Annotated in this window: 18 protein-coding genes and 7 tRNA genes; 2 read left to right on the plus strand and 23 right to left on the minus strand. The window is 51.4% G+C overall.

From position 1 onward, the window contains the following. Positions 1 to 208: 208 nt before the first annotated feature. Positions 209 to 691 (plus strand): zinc ribbon-containing protein, encoded by a 483-nt coding sequence (locus OGY01_RS13655; RefSeq protein WP_284097110.1) that lies wholly within the window; start codon positions 209 to 211, stop codon positions 689 to 691. 68 nt (positions 692 to 759) lie between these two features. On the opposite strand, the gene OGY01_RS13660 is transcribed toward OGY01_RS13655, so the two are convergent. From OGY01_RS13660 to miaB, 16 genes are all read right to left on the minus strand, one after another. After that, positions 760 to 1,365 carry a fimbrial protein gene (locus OGY01_RS13660; RefSeq protein WP_286493239.1) on the minus strand — a complete coding sequence of 202 codons (606 nt, stop codon included), beginning with the start codon at positions 1,363 to 1,365 and terminating at the stop codon, positions 760 to 762. A 17-nt stretch (positions 1,366 to 1,382) separates the two neighbouring features. After that, positions 1,383 to 2,462, minus strand: coding sequence for a hypothetical protein (locus OGY01_RS13665; RefSeq protein ID WP_286493240.1), 1,080 nt, complete (start codon positions 2,460 to 2,462; stop codon positions 1,383 to 1,385). After that, positions 2,462 to 5,035: a fimbria/pilus outer membrane usher protein gene (locus tag OGY01_RS13670; protein ID WP_286493242.1), complete on the minus strand. Its 2,574-nt coding sequence runs from the start codon at positions 5,033 to 5,035 to the stop codon at positions 2,462 to 2,464. The genes OGY01_RS13665 and OGY01_RS13670 overlap by 1 nt, the downstream gene beginning before the upstream one ends. Before the next feature lie 37 nt (positions 5,036 to 5,072). After that, positions 5,073 to 5,753 (minus strand): fimbrial biogenesis chaperone, encoded by a 681-nt coding sequence (locus OGY01_RS13675; RefSeq protein ID WP_286493244.1) that lies wholly within the window; start codon positions 5,751 to 5,753, stop codon positions 5,073 to 5,075. Positions 5,754 to 5,797: 44 nt separating this feature from the next. Then, complete coding sequence (locus OGY01_RS13680; protein ID WP_231593082.1) at positions 5,798 to 6,202, minus strand: fimbrial protein; 405 nt, start codon at positions 6,200 to 6,202, stop codon at positions 5,798 to 5,800. Positions 6,203 to 6,456: 254 nt separating this feature from the next. Continuing rightward, positions 6,457 to 7,023: a fimbrial protein gene (locus OGY01_RS13685; protein ID WP_284097115.1), complete on the minus strand. Its 567-nt coding sequence runs from the start codon at positions 7,021 to 7,023 to the stop codon at positions 6,457 to 6,459. A gap of 525 nt (positions 7,024 to 7,548) precedes the next feature. Continuing rightward, on the minus strand, positions 7,549 to 8,484 hold the full coding sequence (gene rihA / locus OGY01_RS13690; RefSeq protein ID WP_045441048.1) for a pyrimidine-specific ribonucleoside hydrolase RihA: 936 nt from the start codon (positions 8,482 to 8,484) through the stop codon (positions 7,549 to 7,551). A gap of 118 nt (positions 8,485 to 8,602) precedes the next feature. Beyond that, entirely contained in the window at positions 8,603 to 9,328 is a 726-nt protein-coding gene (gene gltL / locus OGY01_RS13695; protein ID WP_045441049.1) for a glutamate/aspartate ABC transporter ATP-binding protein GltL, read from the minus strand. Continuing rightward, positions 9,328 to 10,002, minus strand: a complete 675-nt coding sequence (gene gltK, locus OGY01_RS13700; protein ID WP_045441050.1) for a glutamate/aspartate ABC transporter permease GltK — start codon at positions 10,000 to 10,002, stop codon at positions 9,328 to 9,330. The genes gltL and gltK overlap by 1 nt, the downstream gene beginning before the upstream one ends. Next, positions 10,002 to 10,742, minus strand: a complete 741-nt coding sequence (gene gltJ / locus OGY01_RS13705) for a glutamate/aspartate ABC transporter permease GltJ (RefSeq protein ID WP_045441051.1) — start codon at positions 10,740 to 10,742, stop codon at positions 10,002 to 10,004. Before gltJ ends, gltK begins: the two co-directional genes overlap by 1 nt. Positions 10,743 to 10,904: 162 nt before the next feature. Continuing rightward, entirely contained in the window at positions 10,905 to 11,813 is a 909-nt protein-coding gene (gene gltI / locus OGY01_RS13710; protein WP_045441052.1) for a glutamate/aspartate ABC transporter substrate-binding protein GltI, read from the minus strand. Positions 11,814 to 12,217: 404 nt separating this feature from the next. Continuing rightward, entirely contained in the window at positions 12,218 to 13,756 is a 1,539-nt protein-coding gene (gene lnt, locus OGY01_RS13715) for an apolipoprotein N-acyltransferase (RefSeq protein ID WP_048221857.1), read from the minus strand. Between the two features lie 24 nt (positions 13,757 to 13,780). Then, a complete protein-coding gene (gene corC, locus OGY01_RS13720) occupies positions 13,781 to 14,659 on the minus strand; it encodes a CNNM family magnesium/cobalt transport protein CorC (RefSeq protein WP_045441054.1) in 879 nt (292 codons plus the stop codon). A 98-nt stretch (positions 14,660 to 14,757) separates the two neighbouring features. Next, a complete protein-coding gene (gene ybeY / locus OGY01_RS13725) occupies positions 14,758 to 15,225 on the minus strand; it encodes an rRNA maturation RNase YbeY (RefSeq protein WP_200010563.1) in 468 nt (155 codons plus the stop codon). Continuing rightward, positions 15,222 to 16,268 carry a PhoH family protein gene (locus OGY01_RS13730; protein ID WP_019076268.1) on the minus strand — a complete coding sequence of 349 codons (1,047 nt, stop codon included), beginning with the start codon at positions 16,266 to 16,268 and terminating at the stop codon, positions 15,222 to 15,224. Before OGY01_RS13730 ends, ybeY begins: the two co-directional genes overlap by 4 nt. Before the next feature lie 267 nt (positions 16,269 to 16,535). Continuing rightward, positions 16,536 to 17,966 carry a tRNA (N6-isopentenyl adenosine(37)-C2)-methylthiotransferase MiaB gene (miaB, locus tag OGY01_RS13735; protein WP_045449497.1) on the minus strand — a complete coding sequence of 477 codons (1,431 nt, stop codon included), beginning with the start codon at positions 17,964 to 17,966 and terminating at the stop codon, positions 16,536 to 16,538. 145 nt (positions 17,967 to 18,111) lie between these two features. Between miaB and ubiF the strand changes: the two genes are divergently transcribed. Further along, a complete protein-coding gene (ubiF, locus tag OGY01_RS13740; protein WP_286493246.1) occupies positions 18,112 to 19,287 on the plus strand; it encodes a 3-demethoxyubiquinol 3-hydroxylase in 1,176 nt (391 codons plus the stop codon). A gap of 107 nt (positions 19,288 to 19,394) precedes the next feature. Here ubiF and OGY01_RS13745 read toward each other — a convergent pair. From OGY01_RS13745 to OGY01_RS13775, 7 genes are all read right to left on the minus strand, one after another. Beyond that, positions 19,395 to 19,469: transfer RNA gene (locus OGY01_RS13745), tRNA-Gln, on the minus strand. A 36-nt stretch (positions 19,470 to 19,505) separates the two neighbouring features. Next, positions 19,506 to 19,580, minus strand: a tRNA-Gln gene (locus tag OGY01_RS13750). A 44-nt stretch (positions 19,581 to 19,624) separates the two neighbouring features. After that, a tRNA-Met gene (locus tag OGY01_RS13755) sits at positions 19,625 to 19,701 on the minus strand. A gap of 21 nt (positions 19,702 to 19,722) precedes the next feature. Beyond that, positions 19,723 to 19,797: transfer RNA gene (locus OGY01_RS13760), tRNA-Gln, on the minus strand. 37 nt (positions 19,798 to 19,834) lie between these two features. Further along, a tRNA-Gln gene (locus OGY01_RS13765) sits at positions 19,835 to 19,909 on the minus strand. Between the two features lie 23 nt (positions 19,910 to 19,932). Further along, positions 19,933 to 20,017 (minus strand) — tRNA-Leu (locus OGY01_RS13770). A gap of 8 nt (positions 20,018 to 20,025) precedes the next feature. Beyond that, positions 20,026 to 20,102: transfer RNA gene (locus tag OGY01_RS13775), tRNA-Met, on the minus strand. Between the last annotated feature and the right edge of the window lie 2 nt (positions 20,103 to 20,104).

The raw sequence follows: 20,104 nt of genomic DNA on the forward strand, positions 1-20,104 counted from the left end.
AGCTACAAACGTAGCTTTAGATGTGGTGTTTCAGATCCGCATAGCATAGCCCAAACGCCCGCGTCAAAACAGCCTTTCGCGCATTCAGCATTGAATTCTCGCAAGGATAAATCTTGCACGAATTTACATACTCTGTGGACAGTCTTGCAAAGCGTTTCGTAAATAACGTCTATTATTATAGACAGTTAACGACCCAGGAGGCGAAGCGATGAACAAGGTTGCTCAATATTACCGTGAACTGGTGGCGTCACTTAGCGAACGTCTGCGCAATGGCGAACGCGACATTGATGCGCTGGTAGACCAGGCGCGCCAGCGCGTTATGCAGACCGGGGAGTTAACGCGAACCGAAATCGATGAGCTGACGCGGGCCGTCAGGCGCGATCTGGAAGAGTTTGCGCTGAGTTATGAAGAGAGTCTCGACGAGGAGACTGACAGCGTCTTTATGCGAGTGATTAAAGAGAGCATCTGGCAGGAGCTGGCGGATATTACCGATAAAACGCAGCTGGAGTGGCGTGAGGTATTCCAGGATCTGAGTCATCACGGCGTGTATCACAGCGGTGAAGTGGTGGGGCTGGGCAATCTGGTGTGCGAGAAATGCCACTTCCATTTAGCGGTGTACACGCCGGACGTGCTGCCGTTATGCCCGAAGTGTGGGCATGACCAATTCCAGCGGCGGCCATTTGAGCCGTAATGCGGCGTAAAAAATGGCCCGGATACTCTCCGGGCCATATGTTTTATACGAGGGGACGCTAACCGGGTTCAGGGAACAATCAGCGTCATGTAAATATTGGTTCTGACATTTCCCGGTACCGCCGCCGACTGGTCGGTCAGATAGGTTAATTTCCCGGCAAAGGTTAACACGATAGAATCATCGCTTCCGCTCGCGGCCGGTAGCGTGTAAGCAGCGAGATTGCGAATCGCACCGTCACTAATATCCCCTCCCGTGCCCATCACCTTCATTTGTACCCCGACGCCTTTCGCCGGATTCTCATCATACGCATCATCCAGCTCATTGGCGAAAACAGTGCCATTATCGCCGTCAACCATTTCGCCTTCAAAACGGATAATAGCCCCGTTGCCATCCGGACCGTTTTTCACACAGTCCCCGGTTATGGTGAGCGTGCTGTTGTTAAATGAGACCCAATTAAAGGTTGGCTGTATTGCCACCTCGCCCATATCGAGATCCATAATTTCTACATTGCCCTTAATGTCACAGGAGGCCTTAATCACCCCAGTGACGCTGATGGGAATATCGACATCCTCCCCCTTTTGCAATTGCGGCCCATACACTGCCAGAGAAGGCGGCAGACAACTGACCCACAGAAGAAGCGCAGCGCCAGAGTATTTGAATAAATAATTGTTCATAGCGTGTCCCTCGCGCATTACTGAATTTTAATGTTCAATACCGCAGTGGATTGAAACTGGCCGGGTTTTATGTCGCCAAATCGGTAGTAGTAGGCGAAGAGATAAAACGAAAGCTTCGGTGAGACAGAGCCGATATCGCCATTCCGCAAATACATCGGTTGGCCGAATATCACATCGACTTTGTTCTCTTCGCTCGTTTCTCCATCCTCATTAATTTTGTACCGGAATGTGGCGCCGAGCCCCTCTGTGTAACCGTCACCTTTTACTGAATCCAGAACGTTATCCGTCCCCGGATGAAGATTGCCCGTATCACTGATTGTGAATTGCACATTCAGATCGCTGTCGCACCTAAAAGGTCCTATCACTTGACGTACCCTCGTTGAGTTAAGCCTTCCAAGACCATCGTGTTCGCCTGGGTCCTCTGCCAAATGGTTGGCCATGACGGTTTGCATAGTAAAGCTAAGCTCCGATGTCGATGGTACATTGCATGTTGCAACAGCACGGGAGCCGCCGCTAATACCAAAGAGAACCGATTCAGAAGGGATACCCTCCTCTCCCCCAGCGCGCACTTTAAGTATGGGTTGCTCGCTAAAAACCCCGCCTTTTGGGTCCTTTGGGCCAATAGCCAAAAACTCATACTTCGGGGATTTGGCAACAGTGAAGTACCGAGGTAGGGTGTCCTCTGAGGCAGGAATCTCCCAACGCCTGGAGGTAAATGACCCGTTGGTTAACACCACGTCCTTTTCCATACCGGAAAAGTTATTCATTGCAATTTCCGCCGTAAGCTTCACCCCGATGCCGGAAATCGACGTTTGCTGCGCATCGTACACCCCCGCAGGGCCGTTGGGGGACACCATCTCCAGCTCTATCCACCCGCCATCTTTATTACACTTGACACGACCGGCAAAGCTGTCACCCACTTTATATGAGGTTATCCCCGGGCTCGGATCGTCGTACTTGTTATAACTCAGCCACACCCCCCCATAATATAAGCCTTCAGTTGATTCCGGATGATCCACCTGACAGTTCGCCAACGCGCTCTGGGAGCATCCTACTGCCAGCGCGCCCACCATGAGTAAAACCAGCTTCCCTTTCATTATTTACATTCTCCTTTGGCCATCGTTACCCCGGTGACCGGCGGTGTCGCCGCACTGTGGTACACCATGCGACAGGATTGATTATTGCCCCACTTCGCCAGCAGCGTGGTGTTATCACTCAGCCCTGCGAGGTACACCTCGCCGTCATTACCGACAATCGCGCTTTGCCCGGCGCCGCTTTCCTGCGTCACCATCGCACCAAACGGCACTACGCTGCCGTTGCTGCGCAGCAAGGTCACCAGCGCTCTTTCACCGACATTTGCCTTGTATTCTGCCCGCACCAGCGCGCCTCGCGTTGGCACCAGCGTCTGGCTGGTTTCTGTCAGATCGATATCTTCCGGCAGCGTTTCGGTATCCAGATTCACTTCGTTTTCACGGTATGGCGTCATGGTGTTCACCACCGTATACCCCCGGAAGTCGGTACGAACCCCGTCGTTATTCGCTACCCGCACACCGGACGCTCCTGCAATTTTCACCAGCGCGTTGGTTTCACCCATCTCCTGTGCCAGCGTTACCCCGTTGGCGTGAGCGATCACCGACCCCGACATACCGTAGTCGGTCCTTTTGCTATAATCATCGTAACTGTAGCCGCCCTGAACTGTACCGTAGGTCCCGTTGTAGGTTGCGCGCAGGCTGCCGTTATAGGTGTTATCGTCGTCGTCAACGTCGACGTAACCTTGCTGCACACTCCAGTTCAGCGCGTCGCCTTCCAGGGCATAGCCGCTAAGTGTGGCAGAGTGAACCGTGTCGCCACCTTTGGTTGAGTTCATGCTGTAGGTCGCCCATGACTTCGGCAGCAGTTTTTCCAGCGGTACGGAGATACTCAGCGAGAAGACTTCATCTTTGCTGTAGCGTTCGCGCCGGTCATAGGATTGGGTGTTCTTGTTGTAGCTGTAGCCCAGGCTGTAGCTCACCGCGCGCCAGTGGTTGTTCCAGCTTACCCGCCAGGAGTTCATCTGTTGCCCGGTGTTCCAGTAATCCTCGCGTACCAGCGAGCCGGATATTGAACCAAAGCTACCGCCAAACGGTTGGCTCAGGCTGATTTCACCCCGGTTACGACGCCGGTCAGGAAGGATAGGGCCGCTGTTACCCCAGGTATCGAGGATGTCCGCCATCTCATAGTAACCGTCACTGTTGTAGCGGTATCCCGCCATGGTGAGGGTTGTGCCCGTTTCCTGGATAGATTTGCTGTAGCGAATGCGTGATGATTGCCCGCGCTCTTTTACCTCTTCATCAATCGGTTCTTCTGGCGTACCCCAGGATTGCGTGACATCCACAGACAGCGCCCCCCAGCCCCCCATATTTTTACCCAGCCCAATGGCCAGCGACTGGTAATGGCTGGCGAACTGCCCACCGCCGTACAGGGTTAGCCCCCAGGGCAGGCCGTAGCTCGCCGAGGCCTGGGTAAACGACGTTTCATTCACCCCTGAATCATCCGGGCGATAGCGCCCGGTGGTTATTGCATAATCCAGCGTGCCTTCACGCTGCAGGTTGGCCAGCGATGCGTACGGCACGACAAAGTTCTGTTCTGAGCCATCCTGCTCTTTTACCGTAACGTATAAATCCCCGGAGCCGCCCGTTGAGTACAAGTCCTTGATGGAGAACGCACCCGCAGAGACATAATTCTGATAAATAACGTAATTGTTCTGCCGGACGATAATCTGCGCGTTAGTACGGGCAATCCCCTGTACTACCGGTGCGTAGCCACGCTGCGAGTCGGGCCGCATGCTATCGTCGCTTTCGATTTGCGCACCGGTAAACGGCACACTGGTAAACACATCGGAATTGGTCATGCTCTCGCCAAGGGTCAGTTGGCTACCCCAGGCCGGAATATTGCGCTGGGCATACGTGTACGCAGAATCCCATTCCTCGCTGCCGTCGTCATTATGGTTCCACGTCGAGTAGTTGCGGATACGCCAGGCACCGATATTCATCCCCGGCCGCAGGTTGGCGTACCGGCTATCAGATATGTCGCCGCCGTGTCGCTGGCGGGTTTCATCGCCGGTGAAGTCATAGTTGAGGATCAGCGCGTTGATTCCTTCATCCCAGTCTTCCGGTGGAATATATCCCCGGATGTCGTTGGCCAGCGCTGCCTGCGGAACGCTTATCTGTAATTGCTGTTTATTAAAATCAAAGAGGGTGGAGAGGCTTTCAATCGCCAGCAGATTCGCGCAGTCATTGCCTTTCTGCGTCAGCGCAGGGTAGGCGGAAACATTGACGCCGTATTTTTTTAGCTGCGCGACGCTGAGGCAAGGGGTTAGCTGGCCGTCATTATCAACGGAGAAGTTTATATTCTGGGTATCAACCCGACGCTTGTTGACCAAAATATCAACGCGATAGTTGCCAGGAGGCTGACCGCCTTTTTCAAATACCGAGAGATCTACCGGCACCTCGCCGGAGCCGGAGTGCTTAAAAAATGCCGAGTTGAAACGCGAAGGCGTGGACATCGCCTTTTTCGTATCCGTGTTGTTTTCAGCCGCGTAAATAGGTGTACAGCTTAATCCACAGGCCAGCATAATTCCCAGCGCCAGCTGGGTTTTATGAAGCGGCGCAGATGTGGTTATTATTTTCATGTCAACCATCCATCAATAAGGATAACTAATCCATCAGTCAAATATGTGTATGGAAATCTTCGCCAACACCACCCTGGTCATTTATTATTGCGAACGATACATCTCCCCCGGTTACGCCTTTCGGTAAATCAAAACGGGCACTTTCGCCTGGGGCCACATAGGTGACGTGTTCCACCTTTTTGCCAGCGACGGTTATTTTGCTGAAGTTAAAATAGTAGGCGGAAGCATTATTCACCTGAATCTGATTTCCAATGCGTTGCCAGGTGAGTTTATTTTTTTGGTTAGCCGGAATGAAGTTATCTAATGACTTTGGACGGTAAATTAATTTAATTACCGTATTTATCGCGATCTGAATGCTGTTGTCCGCTTTTGACTCGCTGGGTATGCCTTTAACATTCAGCCAGAATAAAGATTCTTTATTTTCTGGCAGTGGGGTGGTGAGAATAATGCGCAGTACATTCTTTTGCTTAGGGTCAAGGCGGAACAACGGCGGTGTAATGATAAATGGCGCTTTCTGCGCTTTATTACCATCCGGCATCTCAACCCATGACTGTACTAAATAAGGAGAACTGTCAGGGTTTTCCAGGTTAATGGATGCCTCTTTTTTCGCGCCGTTATAAATGACCCGCGTTCCCATTAACGACACGTTGGCATAGGCACTGGATAAGGTGAATGCGCCTAATAGCATACCGATAATGATTTTTTGAATTCCCTTCATTGCTTATTTCCTCGAAAACCAAAATATAATTACACCAAAGCTCGTTAATTTTGCTTGATTTCAACGGTAACGGTAGTGGCCGTTTTCCCGCTGGTAACTGTGTCACCAATGCGCATATATCCGGCCTCAAGCTGAAACTTAACGTCTTTGGTGGTATCTATATAGTGCAGTGACGATGGCTCACCATCGCCAAGAAATGTGCCGTCCGGATAAAAAGCCCCGGTGGAGTCAACATATTTCAGGTAGTGCGCTACGCCCTCGGCTTCGCCGCTGCTGGCTATTGCATTCGGGTAATTACTGACCGGCATTCCGCTAAACGTCAATGTGTACTGACCGTTTTGCCCACACTGGCTGATGGATGCATTAATCGTCTCGCGACCTTCAGGGACAGGCGCGCCTAAGCTCACTTCATTGACATCTTTCTTGCTGACGGAGGCAAGATCAATCACCGGCCCGCCCTCTAATATGATCTTGCAAGCTGATGCTACCAACCTGGCGTATACATCCAACCTGATAGAATCTACTTCTTCTTCAGCCCATGCTGGTGAATTACCTATCAGCATTAGGGGAATAATCGTCGCGAGAACAATTTTCCTGGTTTGTATCATCCTGGATATCTCCCTCAAACAGGCGTGTGAAAACACAATGTTGCGGATATATCCCCTCAAGGAGGGGATATATTGATTACACCCGTTTGTGCAAATTACTGACGATAATATACGTTCAGCGTTACCACGGATTTGGTGAGACCGGCTGGCGTATTTTCACCATCAACTTCAGCCGTTTTCAGATAACCTGATTCAATCGGGAAACTAAAGCCCGTACTTGATTGTGCTTTAGTGCGTTCATCGTTATCAAGGTATATCTGGTTTCTGGATGGGTTAGTCAAATATACGTGGTCTGATATATGAGTAGGACGCGCATCTCGCAGGTAATGCGCAACAACTGTATTTGATGGTGCTTCAGTGTTCACAATACCGTTATCATACCCTGGCGGGATGTCAGCAATGAAGTTTAATTCAACTTCGTAGCCTGCCGGGCAATCTTTAATCATGAAATAGTCAGCCTGGTTTGCCAGTTCGCTACCTATACCGGTCTCTTTCACCTGTGCAACGGTCACGGTACGCAGATCGATATTCGCATTACCGTTCTCACCAATGGTGCAACCTTTTTCGATGATTTCACCGTTAATGGTGATGGTGTCGCTTGCCATAACATGACCAGAAATCAGTGCGGCCATTACGGATGCTGCTAAAAGTACCTTTTTCATTTAAAACTCCATTTTTTCATGTCAAAAACATGGTACTAACGATGCAAAAAGATATTTATCTTTCTCGTAAATATATTGATGCAGATAATAAATAGTAAATCTGCAACTAAAAGATTGTAGCCATGGAGATTCATACAATAAAATTGTTTAACCAAATATATCGCGCACAGCAATTAGGTAAAAAGAAATAATATTCACCGTGAAAAGGAATTTGGCTTTTTTCTGAGTTGATACCACAAGAAAACAAGGCTATGTAGATGATATGTTTATTAATCGATGTAATATGAACGCTTTTAAGAACATATCAGAAAGTTGTTTTTAAGAATATATTTAGATTCTGGCCCTGTAGGTCTTTGTTCTTGATAATGAGATTACAGGTAAAAGTAGGATAGCTTCGTACTTTTTGTCCTTCTTTTCTCTTCGGGCTAAGATCCGGAAAAACGATTCATTAAGCTATGTATTCTCTCGACTAATACGAAACAAGGCCATCGCATTTTATTACGATGGTCTTAATCAAGACATTCATTACGCGTAAAATTTCAATCTTTTCGCCAGTAAATCGACAAACCCCTGGCGATCAACATCGACCATCACCTTCGCGTTCGGTTTATTCCCCGTCAGGAAGTAGTAATCTACGACCGTCATGCCCTGCGTGTATTTCCCCTGCGTTTCCACGCCAACCCATCGTTCTACGGTGGTGAACAATTCGGGTTGGAGAAGCCAGGCGATGGTACACGGGTCATGCAATGGCGCGCCGATAAAGCCCCATTTTTCGTCTTTGTGGTATTCGAGGAAGAAATCCAGTAATTCGGCCACGATGGTGGAAATCGGGTTGCCGATAGCGCGGAAGCGCTCGGTGTCTTCATGATAAATCTGCGCTTTGTGCGTGACGTCCAGCCCGGCCATGACAATAGGGATCCCAGACTGGAAGACGATTTCTGCGGCTTCCGGGTCAACGTAGATGTTGAACTCGGCGGCAGGTGTCCAGTTACCGAGCGCCATTGCACCGCCCATGATCACAATTTGCGCGATTTTATCGTGCAGTTCCGGGTGGCTATTAAGCAACAGGGCGACGTTGGTTTGTGGTCCGGTTGATACAAGCGTCACCGGTTCGTGGCTTTCGCGCAGTGTTTTTGCCATCAGTTCGACGGCGTTACAGTTAAGCGGTGCGAATGAGGGTTCCGGCAGAGCCGGGCCGTCAAGACCGCTTTCGCCGTGAACGTTGTCGGCGATAATCAGTTCACGCATCAGCGGTTTTACCGCGCCGCCCGCCACTGGGATATCAGGGCGTTTCAGCAGCGTCAGCATTCTTAGCACGTTACGCAGGGTTTTCTCCGGCGTCTGGTTACCGGCAGAGGAGGTAATGGCTTTCACTTCAAGTTCGGGAGAGGCGAGTGCAAGAACAATGGCGATCGCGTCGTCATGACCGGGATCGCAATCAAGAATGATCGGCAGTGCCATAGCAATTCCTTGTTCGCGTGATTTTGCAACAAGGTTAAAGCTGACTAATGAAATGAACGAGAATAGAAATGCTAAAGCGTGATGTAACGCGCACTCTACCGAGTGCGCGCAGGAAGAATTAATGCAGAATTTTAGCGAGGAAGTCTTTGGCGCGGTCTGATTTCGGGTTGGCGAAGAAGGCCTCTTTTTCCGAGTCTTCAACAATTTTCCCTTCATCCATAAAGATAACCCGGTTAGCCACTTTACGCGCGAAGCCCATTTCATGAGTCACCACCATCATGGTCATGCCTTCATTGGCCAGTTCAACCATAACGTCCAGTACTTCGTTGATCATTTCAGGATCAAGTGCCGATGTGGGTTCGTCAAACAGCATGGCGATAGGGTCCATACACAGCGCGCGGGCGATAGCAACACGCTGCTGCTGACCACCGGAGAGCTGCGCCGGAAACTTATTGGCATGGGCTGATAACCCTACGCGTTCGAGCAACTTTTGCGCTTTTTCTCGAGCGGGCGCTTTATCGCGTTTGAGCACTTTTACCTGGGCCAGAGTCAGGTTCTCAATGATCGACAGATGGGGGAACAGTTCAAAGTGCTGGAACACCATGCCGACGCGGGAACGTAGTTTTGCCAGATCGGTTTTTTTATCATTCACAACGGTACCATCAACGGTGATGATACCCTGCTGCACAGGCTCCAGCCCGTTTACCGTTTTAATTAGCGTTGATTTACCGGAACCTGACGGGCCGCAGACCACCACCACTTCACCTTTTTTCACTTCTGTGGAGCAGTCGGTCAGCACCTGAAAGTGACCATACCATTTAGAAACATTTTTCAGGGTAATCATTAAACTGTCCTTTTCTTCAAATAGCTGACCAACAACGATGCGCTCAGACTGAATACAAAATAGACGGCGCCAGCAAACAGGATCATCTCAACCTGAGTGCCGTCACGCTCGCCAATGGTGGAGGCGGTGCGGAAGAAGTCTGCCAGACTCAATACGTAGACCAGGGAGGTGTCCTGGAACAGTACGATGCCCTGGGTAAGCAGCAGCGGAACCATGGCGCGAAATGCCTGTGGCAATATGATGAGCTTCATCGATTGCCAGTGGGTCATCCCCAGTGCCAGCGCAGCGCTGGATTGCCCGCGGGAAATACTCTGGATCCCTGCGCGGATAATCTCCGAGTAGTAGGCGGCTTCAAACATCGAAAACGCGACCATTGCTGAGATCAGACGAATATCGGTTTTCGGTGACAGACCCAGCACGTTTTGCAGGAAGCCAGGCACGATCAGATAGAACCACAGCAGCACCATCACCAGCGGAATGGAACGGAATACGTTAACGTATATTTTCGCAAACCAGGCAATTGGCGCGAAGCTGGACAGACGCATGACCGCCAGGATGGTTCCCCAGACGATACCGATGATGACCGCCGTAACGGTAATTTTCAGCGTGATGAGCAGCCCATCCAACAGATACGGCAGGGAAGGGACAATCGAGCTCCAGTCAAAATCGTACATTATTTGCCTCCTATGTTGCCAGGCAGGCGGATTTTACGTTCGACAAGATTCATCACCAGCATAATAAAGGCGTTAATCAGTACATAGGCCAGGGTAATGGCCGTAAACGATTCCCATGCGTGGGCTGAGTAATCCAGCAGTTTTCCTGCCTGTGCCGCCATATCGACCAGACCGATGGTCGAGGCGATGGCTGAGTTTTTCACCAGGTTCATCATCTCTGAAGTCATCGGCGGGACGATCACGCGGTAGGCGTTAGGCAGCAGAACATAGCGGTATGCCTGTGGCAGAGTCAGACCCATCGCCAGTGCTGCATTTTTCTGCCCGCGAGGCAGAGACTGAATCGCAGCACGAACCTGTTCACAGACGCGAGCGGCAGTAAACAGCCCCAGACAGATCATCGATGAAAGGAAGAACTGAATATTGGGATCCAGTTCAGCCTTGAACCACATGCCGAGATTCTCCGGCAGCAATTCAGGGACCACCAGATACCAGGTGAAGAATTGTACAATCAGCGGAACGTTGCGAAACAGTTCAACATACAGCGTGCCGAGCCCGGCAAGGAAGCGGTTGGGAACAGTACGTAAAATACCGAAGAGAGAACCCACCAGGAAAGCGATAATCCAGGCAGTGATAGATAACGCGACCGTAACCTGGAAACCACTCCAGAGCCAGCCGAGATAGGTGGTGTTGCCGAACGGGGCTTGTTGTAAAAAAATGCCCCAGTTCCAGTCTATAGACATAAATCTACTCCAGAAAAAAAAGGGTAGCAGCGCTACCCTCGAAGATTGTTATCCAGCGTTTTTCGGTTTTCGAGCCTGATGGGGAACGACCATCAGGCTTATAGTCTGTCCGTGCTGAAAAACAATCGAGAGGGCAAGGTAAACTCGCCCCATTTATTTTAGTTAGTTAAGTGCTTTGTCATTCGGTTCTTTGAACAGGGCTTTCATCTCGTTTGACAGCTCGAAATTCATGTTCAGGTTTTTCGGTGGAATTGGGTTTTTAAACCACTTATCAAACCATTTTTCTGCTTCACCGGAGGTCTGAGCCTGAGCGATGGTGTCATCCATCAGCTTCTTGAATGCGACGTCGTCTTTACGCAGCATACAGCCGTAAGCTTCCTGAGATTGCGGCTTACCGACGATCTCCCAGTTGTCCGGTTTCTTCGCTTTCGCGCGCTCGCCAGCCAGCAGTGCGTCATCCATCATAAAGGCAACGGCGCGACCGCTTTCCAGGGTACGGAAAGAGTCACCGTGGTCTTTCGCGCTGATGATGCGCATATCCATTTTTTGTTCTTCGTTCAGCTTGTGCAGCAGCACTTCAGAGGTAGTACCGGAAGTGACGACCACGGCTTTGCCTTTCAGATCCGGGAAGTCTTTAATATCGCCGCCTTTTTTCGCCAGCAGACGCGTGCCTACAACGAAAATGGTGTCAGAGAAAGCAGCTTGCTTCTGGCGTTCAACGTTGTTGGTGGTGGAGCCACATTCAAAGTCGAAGGTCCCGTTTTGCAGCAGGGGAATACGGTTTTGCGAGGTAATCGGAATCAGTTTTACCTGCAGGTCAGGCTTGTTCAGCTTTTTCTTCACGGCTTCAACGATCGCGTTGGAGTAATCCTGTGAATAACCGACCACTTTTTGCTGATTATCGTAGTAAGAAAACGGAACCGATGATTCACGGTGCCCGACGACGATCACGCCATTTTTTGCGATCTTGTCCAGCGTGCTGCCTGCTGCGGGCGCTGCGTCTTCTGCATGCGCCAGACCGGCGGACATTCCCATAACCAGCATGGCAGTGGCGAGCTTACGTAATTGCATATCCAACTCCTTTATCGTCTGCGCCAGGGACGCATTGATACCCATTGTGATGTTGTTATTGTTTGCAACTTAAATGTGCAGTCTTGTGTGTGTTTGTTAACATTTAGTTTGGATGAATGTAAAGAATTTGCTGTGTTATTGTTTATTTTTGCGAAGTGCGCCGCACCGTTTAGGGGCAAAAATATCTTGTTGCACTTTTTAGGTGCTACCAGTGATCCGCTTTGGTGCGACCAGGTTGCACATTCATCCAAATTGCTATTGTGTTATTTAACAAAGCAATTGACGTGCCAGAATGGGAAGTTCGGTGGGTTTCGATGCAGCATAGTATTTAGCTTATCCGGCCTACAGTGAGGTTGTAAGCCGGATAAAGTGTTATCGCACCGTCATCCGACGGTACAGTCGCTTTACTTACGACGTTGACGCAGACTCATCAACACTGCGCCAAAACCAAGCAGTGCGGTGATAAGCCACAGCGGCCAGTTGCCGGTACGGGCATAAGGTGTGAGACCCGTTGTCGGCGTGACGCTGGTGGTCAGTACCTGGCGGGTAAACTGCGGGATCATGGCCTGCACGTCACCCTGCGGACCAATCACCGCGGTAATCCCGTTATTGGTGCTACGCAGTAGCGGACGCGCCAGCTCCAGGGAACGCATACGTGCCATCTGGAAGTGCTGCCACGGGCCGATGGATTTACCAAACCAGGCATCATTGGAGATGGTCAGCAAGTAGTCCGTATCTGGACGGAAGTTATCGCGTACCTGTTCGCCAAGGATAATTTCGTAGCAGATTGCCGCAGTCAGTTTAAAACCGTGTGCGTGCAGCTGTGGCTGGATATACGGGCCACGGCTAAACGAGGACATTGGCAGGTCAAAGAACGGCGCTAACGGGCGCAGAATCGATTCCAGCGGAACAAATTCACCAAACGGTACCAGATGGTTCTTGTTGTAGCGATTTGTGGAATCGTAGCTGTACGGACTGTCTTTACCCAACGTGATGATGGTGTTGTAGGTATCGTAACGATTCTGTTTGTTGAGGCGAGCGTCAACAATCCCGGTGATTAAGGTACTGTTTTTGGATTTTAACAGGTCATCCATCATGCTGAGGAAACGCTGCTGATTGATTTCCAGATCCGGGATGGCGGACTCCGGCCAGATAATCAGCTGTGATTTACCCATCTCGGGCTGGGTAGCATCGAGATAAATCTTCAGCGTGTTGAGGAGTTGGCCCTCATCCCACTTCAGTGACTGCGGAATGTCGCCCTGTACCATGGAAACCTGGGTGGTTTTTTCCGGTTCGAGGGTATACCACTGAATGTAGCGTAGCGGGAAGGGCAGGGCGAAAAGCACGACGGCCGCCACCAGCGGACGCCAGTTACGCGTGACTAACGCCAGTACCAGCAGACCGCTGACCATCATCAGCAGGAAGTTAATCGCCTCAACGCCCATTACCGGTGCCAGCCCTTTCAACGGGCCATCAATCTGACTGTAGCCAAACTGCAGCCACGGGAAGCCGGTCAGCACCCAACCGCGCAGAAATTCGGTTATCTGCCAGACAACCGGTGCGGCGATCGCCACCCGTAGCCAGGTGGTTTTCGGCCACAATCGCGACAAAATACCGGCAAACAGACCGGTGTAGAGCGAGAGGTACGCGGCAAGCAGTACCACGAGGAAAACGTTAACCGGTCCCGGCATACCGCCAAATTGCGCGATGCTGACGTAGACCCAGTTGATGCCGGAGCCAAAAAGCCCCATTCCCCAGAAATAGCCAATAGCGGCAGACTGGAGTGGGCGGCGGTTGAGGGTGAGAGCCTGCAGGCCCATCAGCGAAACAATCGCTGCAGGCCAGATGTCATACGGAGAGAAAGCCAGCGTCCCGCAGGCACCGAATAATAACGCCAGCAGCAGGCGAATGCGCTGGCGTTCAATTAATGGGGCAAATGCCATGTAGTCTTTGATCCAGTATCGGGTTTATTCGTCCAGTTTGGGCTGGGGTGAGTCGTCCGGAATTCTGACATGAACCTGAATAATACGACGGCTGTCGGCCATTGCTACTTTGAACTGGTAACCATCGATGTCGATAGTCTCACCGCGAGCGGGCAGATGACCAAAGGCCTGCATGACCAGCCCGCCAATGGTATCCACTTCTTCGTCGCTAAAGTGGGTGCCAAAGGCTTCGTTGAAGTCTTCAATTGGCGCGAGCGCTCGGATAGTCCATGTATGGCGACTGAGCTGACGGAAATCAATATCGTCTTCTTCGTCGTACTCATCTTCGATTTCACCGACGATCAGTTCAAGGATGTCTTCAATAGTCACCAGACCAGACACTCCGCCGAATTCGTCGATGACGATAGCCATATGGTAACGCTGAGAACGGAACTCTTTCAGCATGCGGTCAACACGCTTGCTCTCAGGTACGACAACTGCCTGGCGTAACACTTTTTCCATGCTGAAGGCTTCGGAATCGCTGCGCATGAACGGCAGCAAGTCTTTGGCCATCAGAATCCCTTCAATGTGATCTTTGTCTTCGCTGATCACCGGGAAACGCGAGTGAGCAGACTCGATAATAACATCGAGGCATTCATCCAGGGTCTGGTTGCGTTTGAGGGTAATCATCTGGGAGCGGGGGATCATGATGTCGCGAACGCGTTGGTCCGCAATGTCCATCACCCCTTCGAGCATATCGCGCGTATCTTCATCGATAAGGTCGTTCTGCCCGGAATCACGGATCAGCTCCAACAGTTCGTCGCGGTTTTTAGGTTCACCGTGGAAAAGTTGGCTCAGTAACAGGGAAAAAAATCCCTTTTTGCTGTTTAAGGTGTCACTACTGTGTGAATTGTCGTCGCTCATGGCGTCGTATGGGTTCTCATGTTAGTTAATATTAAGCACGTCGAGCAAATACTCTGCGTCAGACGGCAACAACAACCGCCGGGCGTTAGCCCGGCAGCTTATTCTTTCTCGGCAATGTACGGATCCTCATAGCCCAGAGCAAGCATAATCTCTGTTTCAAGGGATTCCATCTCTTCCGCTTCGTCGTCTTCGATATGGTCGTAACCCAGCAAATGCAGGCTACCATGCACCACCATATGCGCCCAGTGGGCTTCCAGCGGTTTGCCTTGCTCCAGCGCTTCTTTTTCAACCACCTGGCGGCAGATGATCAGGTCACCCAGCAGCGGCAGCTCAATCCCCGGAGGCGCTTCAAACGGGAAGGAAAGCACGTTGGTAGACTTGTCCTTTCCGCGATAGGTCAGGTTCAGTTCGTGACTTTCGGCGTCATCAACCAGGCGAATAGTCACTTCTGATTCTTCCTGGAACTGCGGGATCACTGCATCCAGCCATGCCTGAAACTGACTCTCTTGCGGTAAGCCGGATTCATTTTCACATGCCAGCTGTAAATCGAGGATAACCTGACTCATTTTTGTTCCTGTTCCTGAGCTTCGCGTTTACGTTCCGCAGCCAGCTCGGCTTTTCGTTTTTGTTCTGCTTCTTCCCAGGCCTCATACGCCGTCACGATACGGGCAACTACCGGGTGGCGCACCACGTCTTCGCTATGGAAGAAATTAAAACTAATCTCGTCGACTTCAGCCAGCACTTCGATGGCATGACGCAGGCCGGATTTGGTGCTGCGCGGTAGGTCAATCTGGGTAATGTCGCCAGTGATAACGGCTTTGGAGTTAAAGCCGATACGAGTCAGGAACATTTTCATTTGTTCGATGGTGGTGTTCTGACTCTCATCAAGAATGATGAACGCATCGTTCAGCGTACGACCGCGCATATAAGCCAGTGGTGCGACCTCAATGACGTTACGCTCAATCAGCTTCTCTACTTTCTCGAAACCGAGCATTTCGAACAGAGCGTCATACAGCGGGCGTAAATACGGGTCGACTTTCTGGCTCAGATCGCCTGGCAGGAAACCCAGCTTTTCACCGGCTTCAACCGCCGGACGGGTCAGAAGAATACGGCGGATTTCCTGACGCTCAAGCGCATCTACCGCCGCGGCAACGGCAAGGTAAGTTTTACCCGTACCTGCAGGGCCAACGCCGAAGGTGATGTCGTGGTCAAGAATGTTGGCGATATACTGCGCCTGATTCGGCGTACGCGGTTTAATCACCCCGCGTTTGGTTTTGATGTTCACCGCTTTGCCAAACTCAGGCACGCTGTCTGCGCTCTGTTCAAGAACACGCGCTTCTTTGATCGCCAGGTGAATTTGTTCTGGCTCGATGTCCTGCGTCTGGCCGCGCATCGGGGCGGTATCAACGTAGAGACTGCGTAAAATATCTGCCGCAGCGGTGACGCAAATCGGACGACCGGTCAGTTTAAAGTGGTTATCGCGGCGGTTAATTTCGATGCCGAGGCGACGTTCCAGCTGTTTGATGTTGTCATCAAACGGACCGCAAAGACTCAACAAACGGGCGTTGTCTGCGGGTTCAAGGGTGATTTCTCGAGTGTCTATGTTCAAACCGTTCCTCTTATGCATGTATCGCCGGACGTTGAACATTCACCGGCATGTAAGGAAATTATTCACGCCACAGAGAAAAGGCGCAAGCATTGCGATAAATATGGGGATTGGGTAAGGAATTGCAAGGCCGCCTGTCATACTTCAGGCTGCAGATGCGTTGGCTTCGCTTGTTCACCCCAGTCACATAGTTATCTATGCTCCTGGGGATTCACGCTCTTGCCGCCTTTCTGCAGCTCGAATTATTCAGGGGGAGGTGATGCCTTAAGATTAAGGCTGATAAATACCTACGCCGAGATCGTTTTCTTTGCGGGTGCGTGCAATGACTGACTCAGGACTTTCTGCGATGCGCAGGCCCATTTCGTCTTCAGTGCGTACCACTTTACCGCGCAGAGAGTTGGTCCAGACGTCGGTAATTTCAACGTCTACGAACTTACCAATCATTTCCGGGGTGCCTTCAAAGTTCACCACACGGTTATTTTCGGTACGTCCAGACAGTTCCATAATGCTTTTACGCGACGTGCCTTCAACCAGAATACGCTGAGTCGTGCCGAGCATACGGCGACTCCAGGCCATCGCCTGCTGGTTGATACGTTCCTGCAGAATATACAGGCGCTGTTTTTTCTCTTCTTCCGGAACGTCGTCAACCATATCGGCTGCTGGTGTGCCAGGACGCGCAGAGAAGATAAAGCTGTAGCTCATGTCGAAATTGACGTCAGCAATCAGCTTCATGGTCTGCTCGAAATCTTGCGTGGTTTCACCAGGGAAGCCAACAATGAAGTCAGAGCTAATCTGGATGTCCGGGCGCGCGGCGCGCAGTTTACGGATGATCGCTTTATATTCCAGCGCGGTATGGGTACGGCCCATCAGGTTCAGGACGCGATCCGAACCACTCTGTACCGGCAGGTGCAGGAAGCTCACCAACTCCGGGGTGTCACGATAGACTTCAACGATATCATCGGTGAACTCGATCGGATGGCTGGTGGTAAAGCGAATGCGATCGATCCCGTCGATAGCGGCAACCAGACGCAGCAGGTCGGCAAACGAACCAATTGTGCCGTCGTAGTTCTCACCACGCCAGGCGTTGACGTTTTGCCCCAGCAGGTTCACTTCACGTACGCCCTGAGCTGCAAGCTGGGCGATTTCGAACAGAATGTCATCCGCCGGGCGGCTGACTTCTTCACCACGGGTGTACGGCACCACGCAGTAAGTACAATATTTATTACAGCCTTCCATGATGGATACAAACGCGCTTGGACCTTCAGCACGCGGTTCAGGCAGGCGGTCGAATTTTTCGATTTCCGGGAAGCTGATATCCACCACCGGGCTACGGGTGTTGCTGCCGCGCACTTTATTGATCATTTCCGGCAGACGGTGAAGCGTTTGTGGCCCAAAAATAATATCGACATAGTGTGCACGTTGACGAATGTGATCACCTTCCTGAGAGGCAACACAGCCACCGACACCAATAATAAGATCGGGATTTTTCTCTTTTAAGAGTTTCCAGCGACCTAACTGGTGGAAAACTTTTTCCTGAGCCTTCTCGCGGATTGAGCAGGTATTCAACAGCAACACATCCGCTTCTTCCGCCACGTCGGTCAGTTGATATCCGTGAGTGGCATCCAGCAGATCGGCCATCTTCGATGAATCGTATTCGTTCATCTGACAGCCCCAGGTTTTAATATGGAGTTTTTTGGTCATCGACTTGCTCTTGCGAAATTGTGGCTGAAATGCAGGGCGCATAGTGTACTGCTTTGGCGCGGTTGTGACCAGTATGACCGATGTCAGCCTCAAGGGGTAAAAAATCCTGTAAACTTACACAATACATGTAACAGGATGATTGACCATGACAAATCAACCAACGGAAATTGCCATTGTCGGCGGGGGGATGGTCGGCGGCGCGCTGGCGCTTGGACTGGCGCAGCATGGATTCTCGGTAACGGTTATTGAACATGCCGTTCCTGCGCCGTTCGTGGCTGACGGACAACCTGATGTGCGTATTTCGGCGATTAGCTCGGCATCTGTGTCGCTGTTGAAAGGGCTGGGCGTCTGGGATGCGGTACAGGGTATGCGCAGTCATCCTTATCGTCGCCTGGAAACCTGGGAGTGGGAAAACGCTCATGTGGTGTTTGATGCCGCTGAGCTTAAACTGCCATTGCTGGGCTATATGGTGGAAAACAACGTCCTGCAACAGGCGCTCTGGCAGGCGCTGGAAGCCCATCCAAAGGTGACTTTGCGCGTGCCGGCATCACTGATCTCGCTGCATCGCCATAATGACCGGCATGAGCTTGAGCTGGCAGGCGGTGAAAAGATCACTGTGAAGCTGGTGATCGGTGCCGATGGAGCGAATTCTCAGGTACGCCAAATGGCCGGAATTGGCATTCATGCCTGGCAGTATGCGCAATCCTGTATGTTGATAACCGTTAAATGCGAGAGCTCACCAGGAGACAGCACCTGGCAGCAGTTTACCCCTGACGGTCCTCGCGCGTTTTTACCGCTGTTCGATAACTGGGCTTCGCTGGTGTGGTATGACTCTCCGGCAAGGATCCGCCAGTTGCAGAGTCTCAGCATGCCGCAGCTACAGGCCGAGATCACCAAGCACTTTCCTGCACGGCTCGGACACGCTACACCAGTCGCAGCGGGCGCGTTTCCGCTTACTCGTCGCCATGCGTTGCAATATGTGCAGCCAGGTCTGGCGCTGGTGGGTGATGCCGCGCATACCATTCATCCGCTGGCGGGGCAGGGGGTTAATCTGGGATACCGCGACGTTGATGCCCTGATTGATGTGCTGGTTAATGCCCGTAGCTATGGGGAATCCTGGGCCAGTCAACAGGTGCTGAAACGCTACCAAAACCGTCGTATGACCGATAACTTCATTATGCAGAGTGGGATGGATCTGTTCTACGCCGGGTTTAGCAACAATCTGCAGCCGCTGCGTATTATGCGTAACCTCGGGTTAATGGCGGCAGAACGAGCCGGTGTGTTGAAGCGTCAGGCGCTGAAGTATGCGTTAGGGTTGTAGTGCGTATGCGGGCCTACGCAATTCGCCGTAGGCCCGATAAGCCTTTTGCCATACGATATTGAGAGCGCAGAAAAGCAAAAAGCTCGCCGAAGCGAGCTTTTTTAATATGGCTGGGGTACGAGGATTCGAACCTCGGAATGCTGGTATCAGAAACCAGAGCCTTACCGCTTGGCGATACCCCAACGGGTGCACCCACAAAGTGGACGACTTTTTGAAATTGGCTGGGGTACGAGGATTCGAACCTCGGAATGCTGGTATCAGAAACCAGAGCCTTACCGCTTGGCGATACCCCAACAATTTTTTGGATTTACCGAATTAAATCGATACGTCCTTAATATGGTGGCTACGACGGGATTCGAACCTGTGACCCCATCATTATGAGTGATGTGCTCTAACCAGCTGAGCTACGTAGCCATATATTATCATATTCTTCGATGGCTGGGGTACCTGGATTCGAACCAGGGAATGCCGGTATCAAAAACCGGTGCCTTACCGCTTGGCGATACCCCAATGACCGTCGCGGTGAACCGCTATATCGAAGAAAAAATGGCTGGGGTACCTGGATTCGAACCAGGGAATGCCGGTATCAAAAACCGGTGCCTTACCGCTTGGCGATACCCCATCCGTGCAACGCTTACGGGTGAATGGTGCGGGAGGCGAGACTTGAACTCGCACACCTTGCGGCGCCAGAACCTAAATCTGGTGCGTCTACCAATTTCGCCACTCCCGCAAAAAAGATGGTGGCTACGACGGGATTCGAACCTGTGACCCCATCATTATGAGTGATGTGCTCTAACCAGCTGAGCTACGTAGCCAT

This window comes from Citrobacter sp. Cm038 (assembly GCF_030333105.1).
Classification (GTDB): domain Bacteria; phylum Pseudomonadota; class Gammaproteobacteria; order Enterobacterales; family Enterobacteriaceae; genus Citrobacter; species Citrobacter murliniae.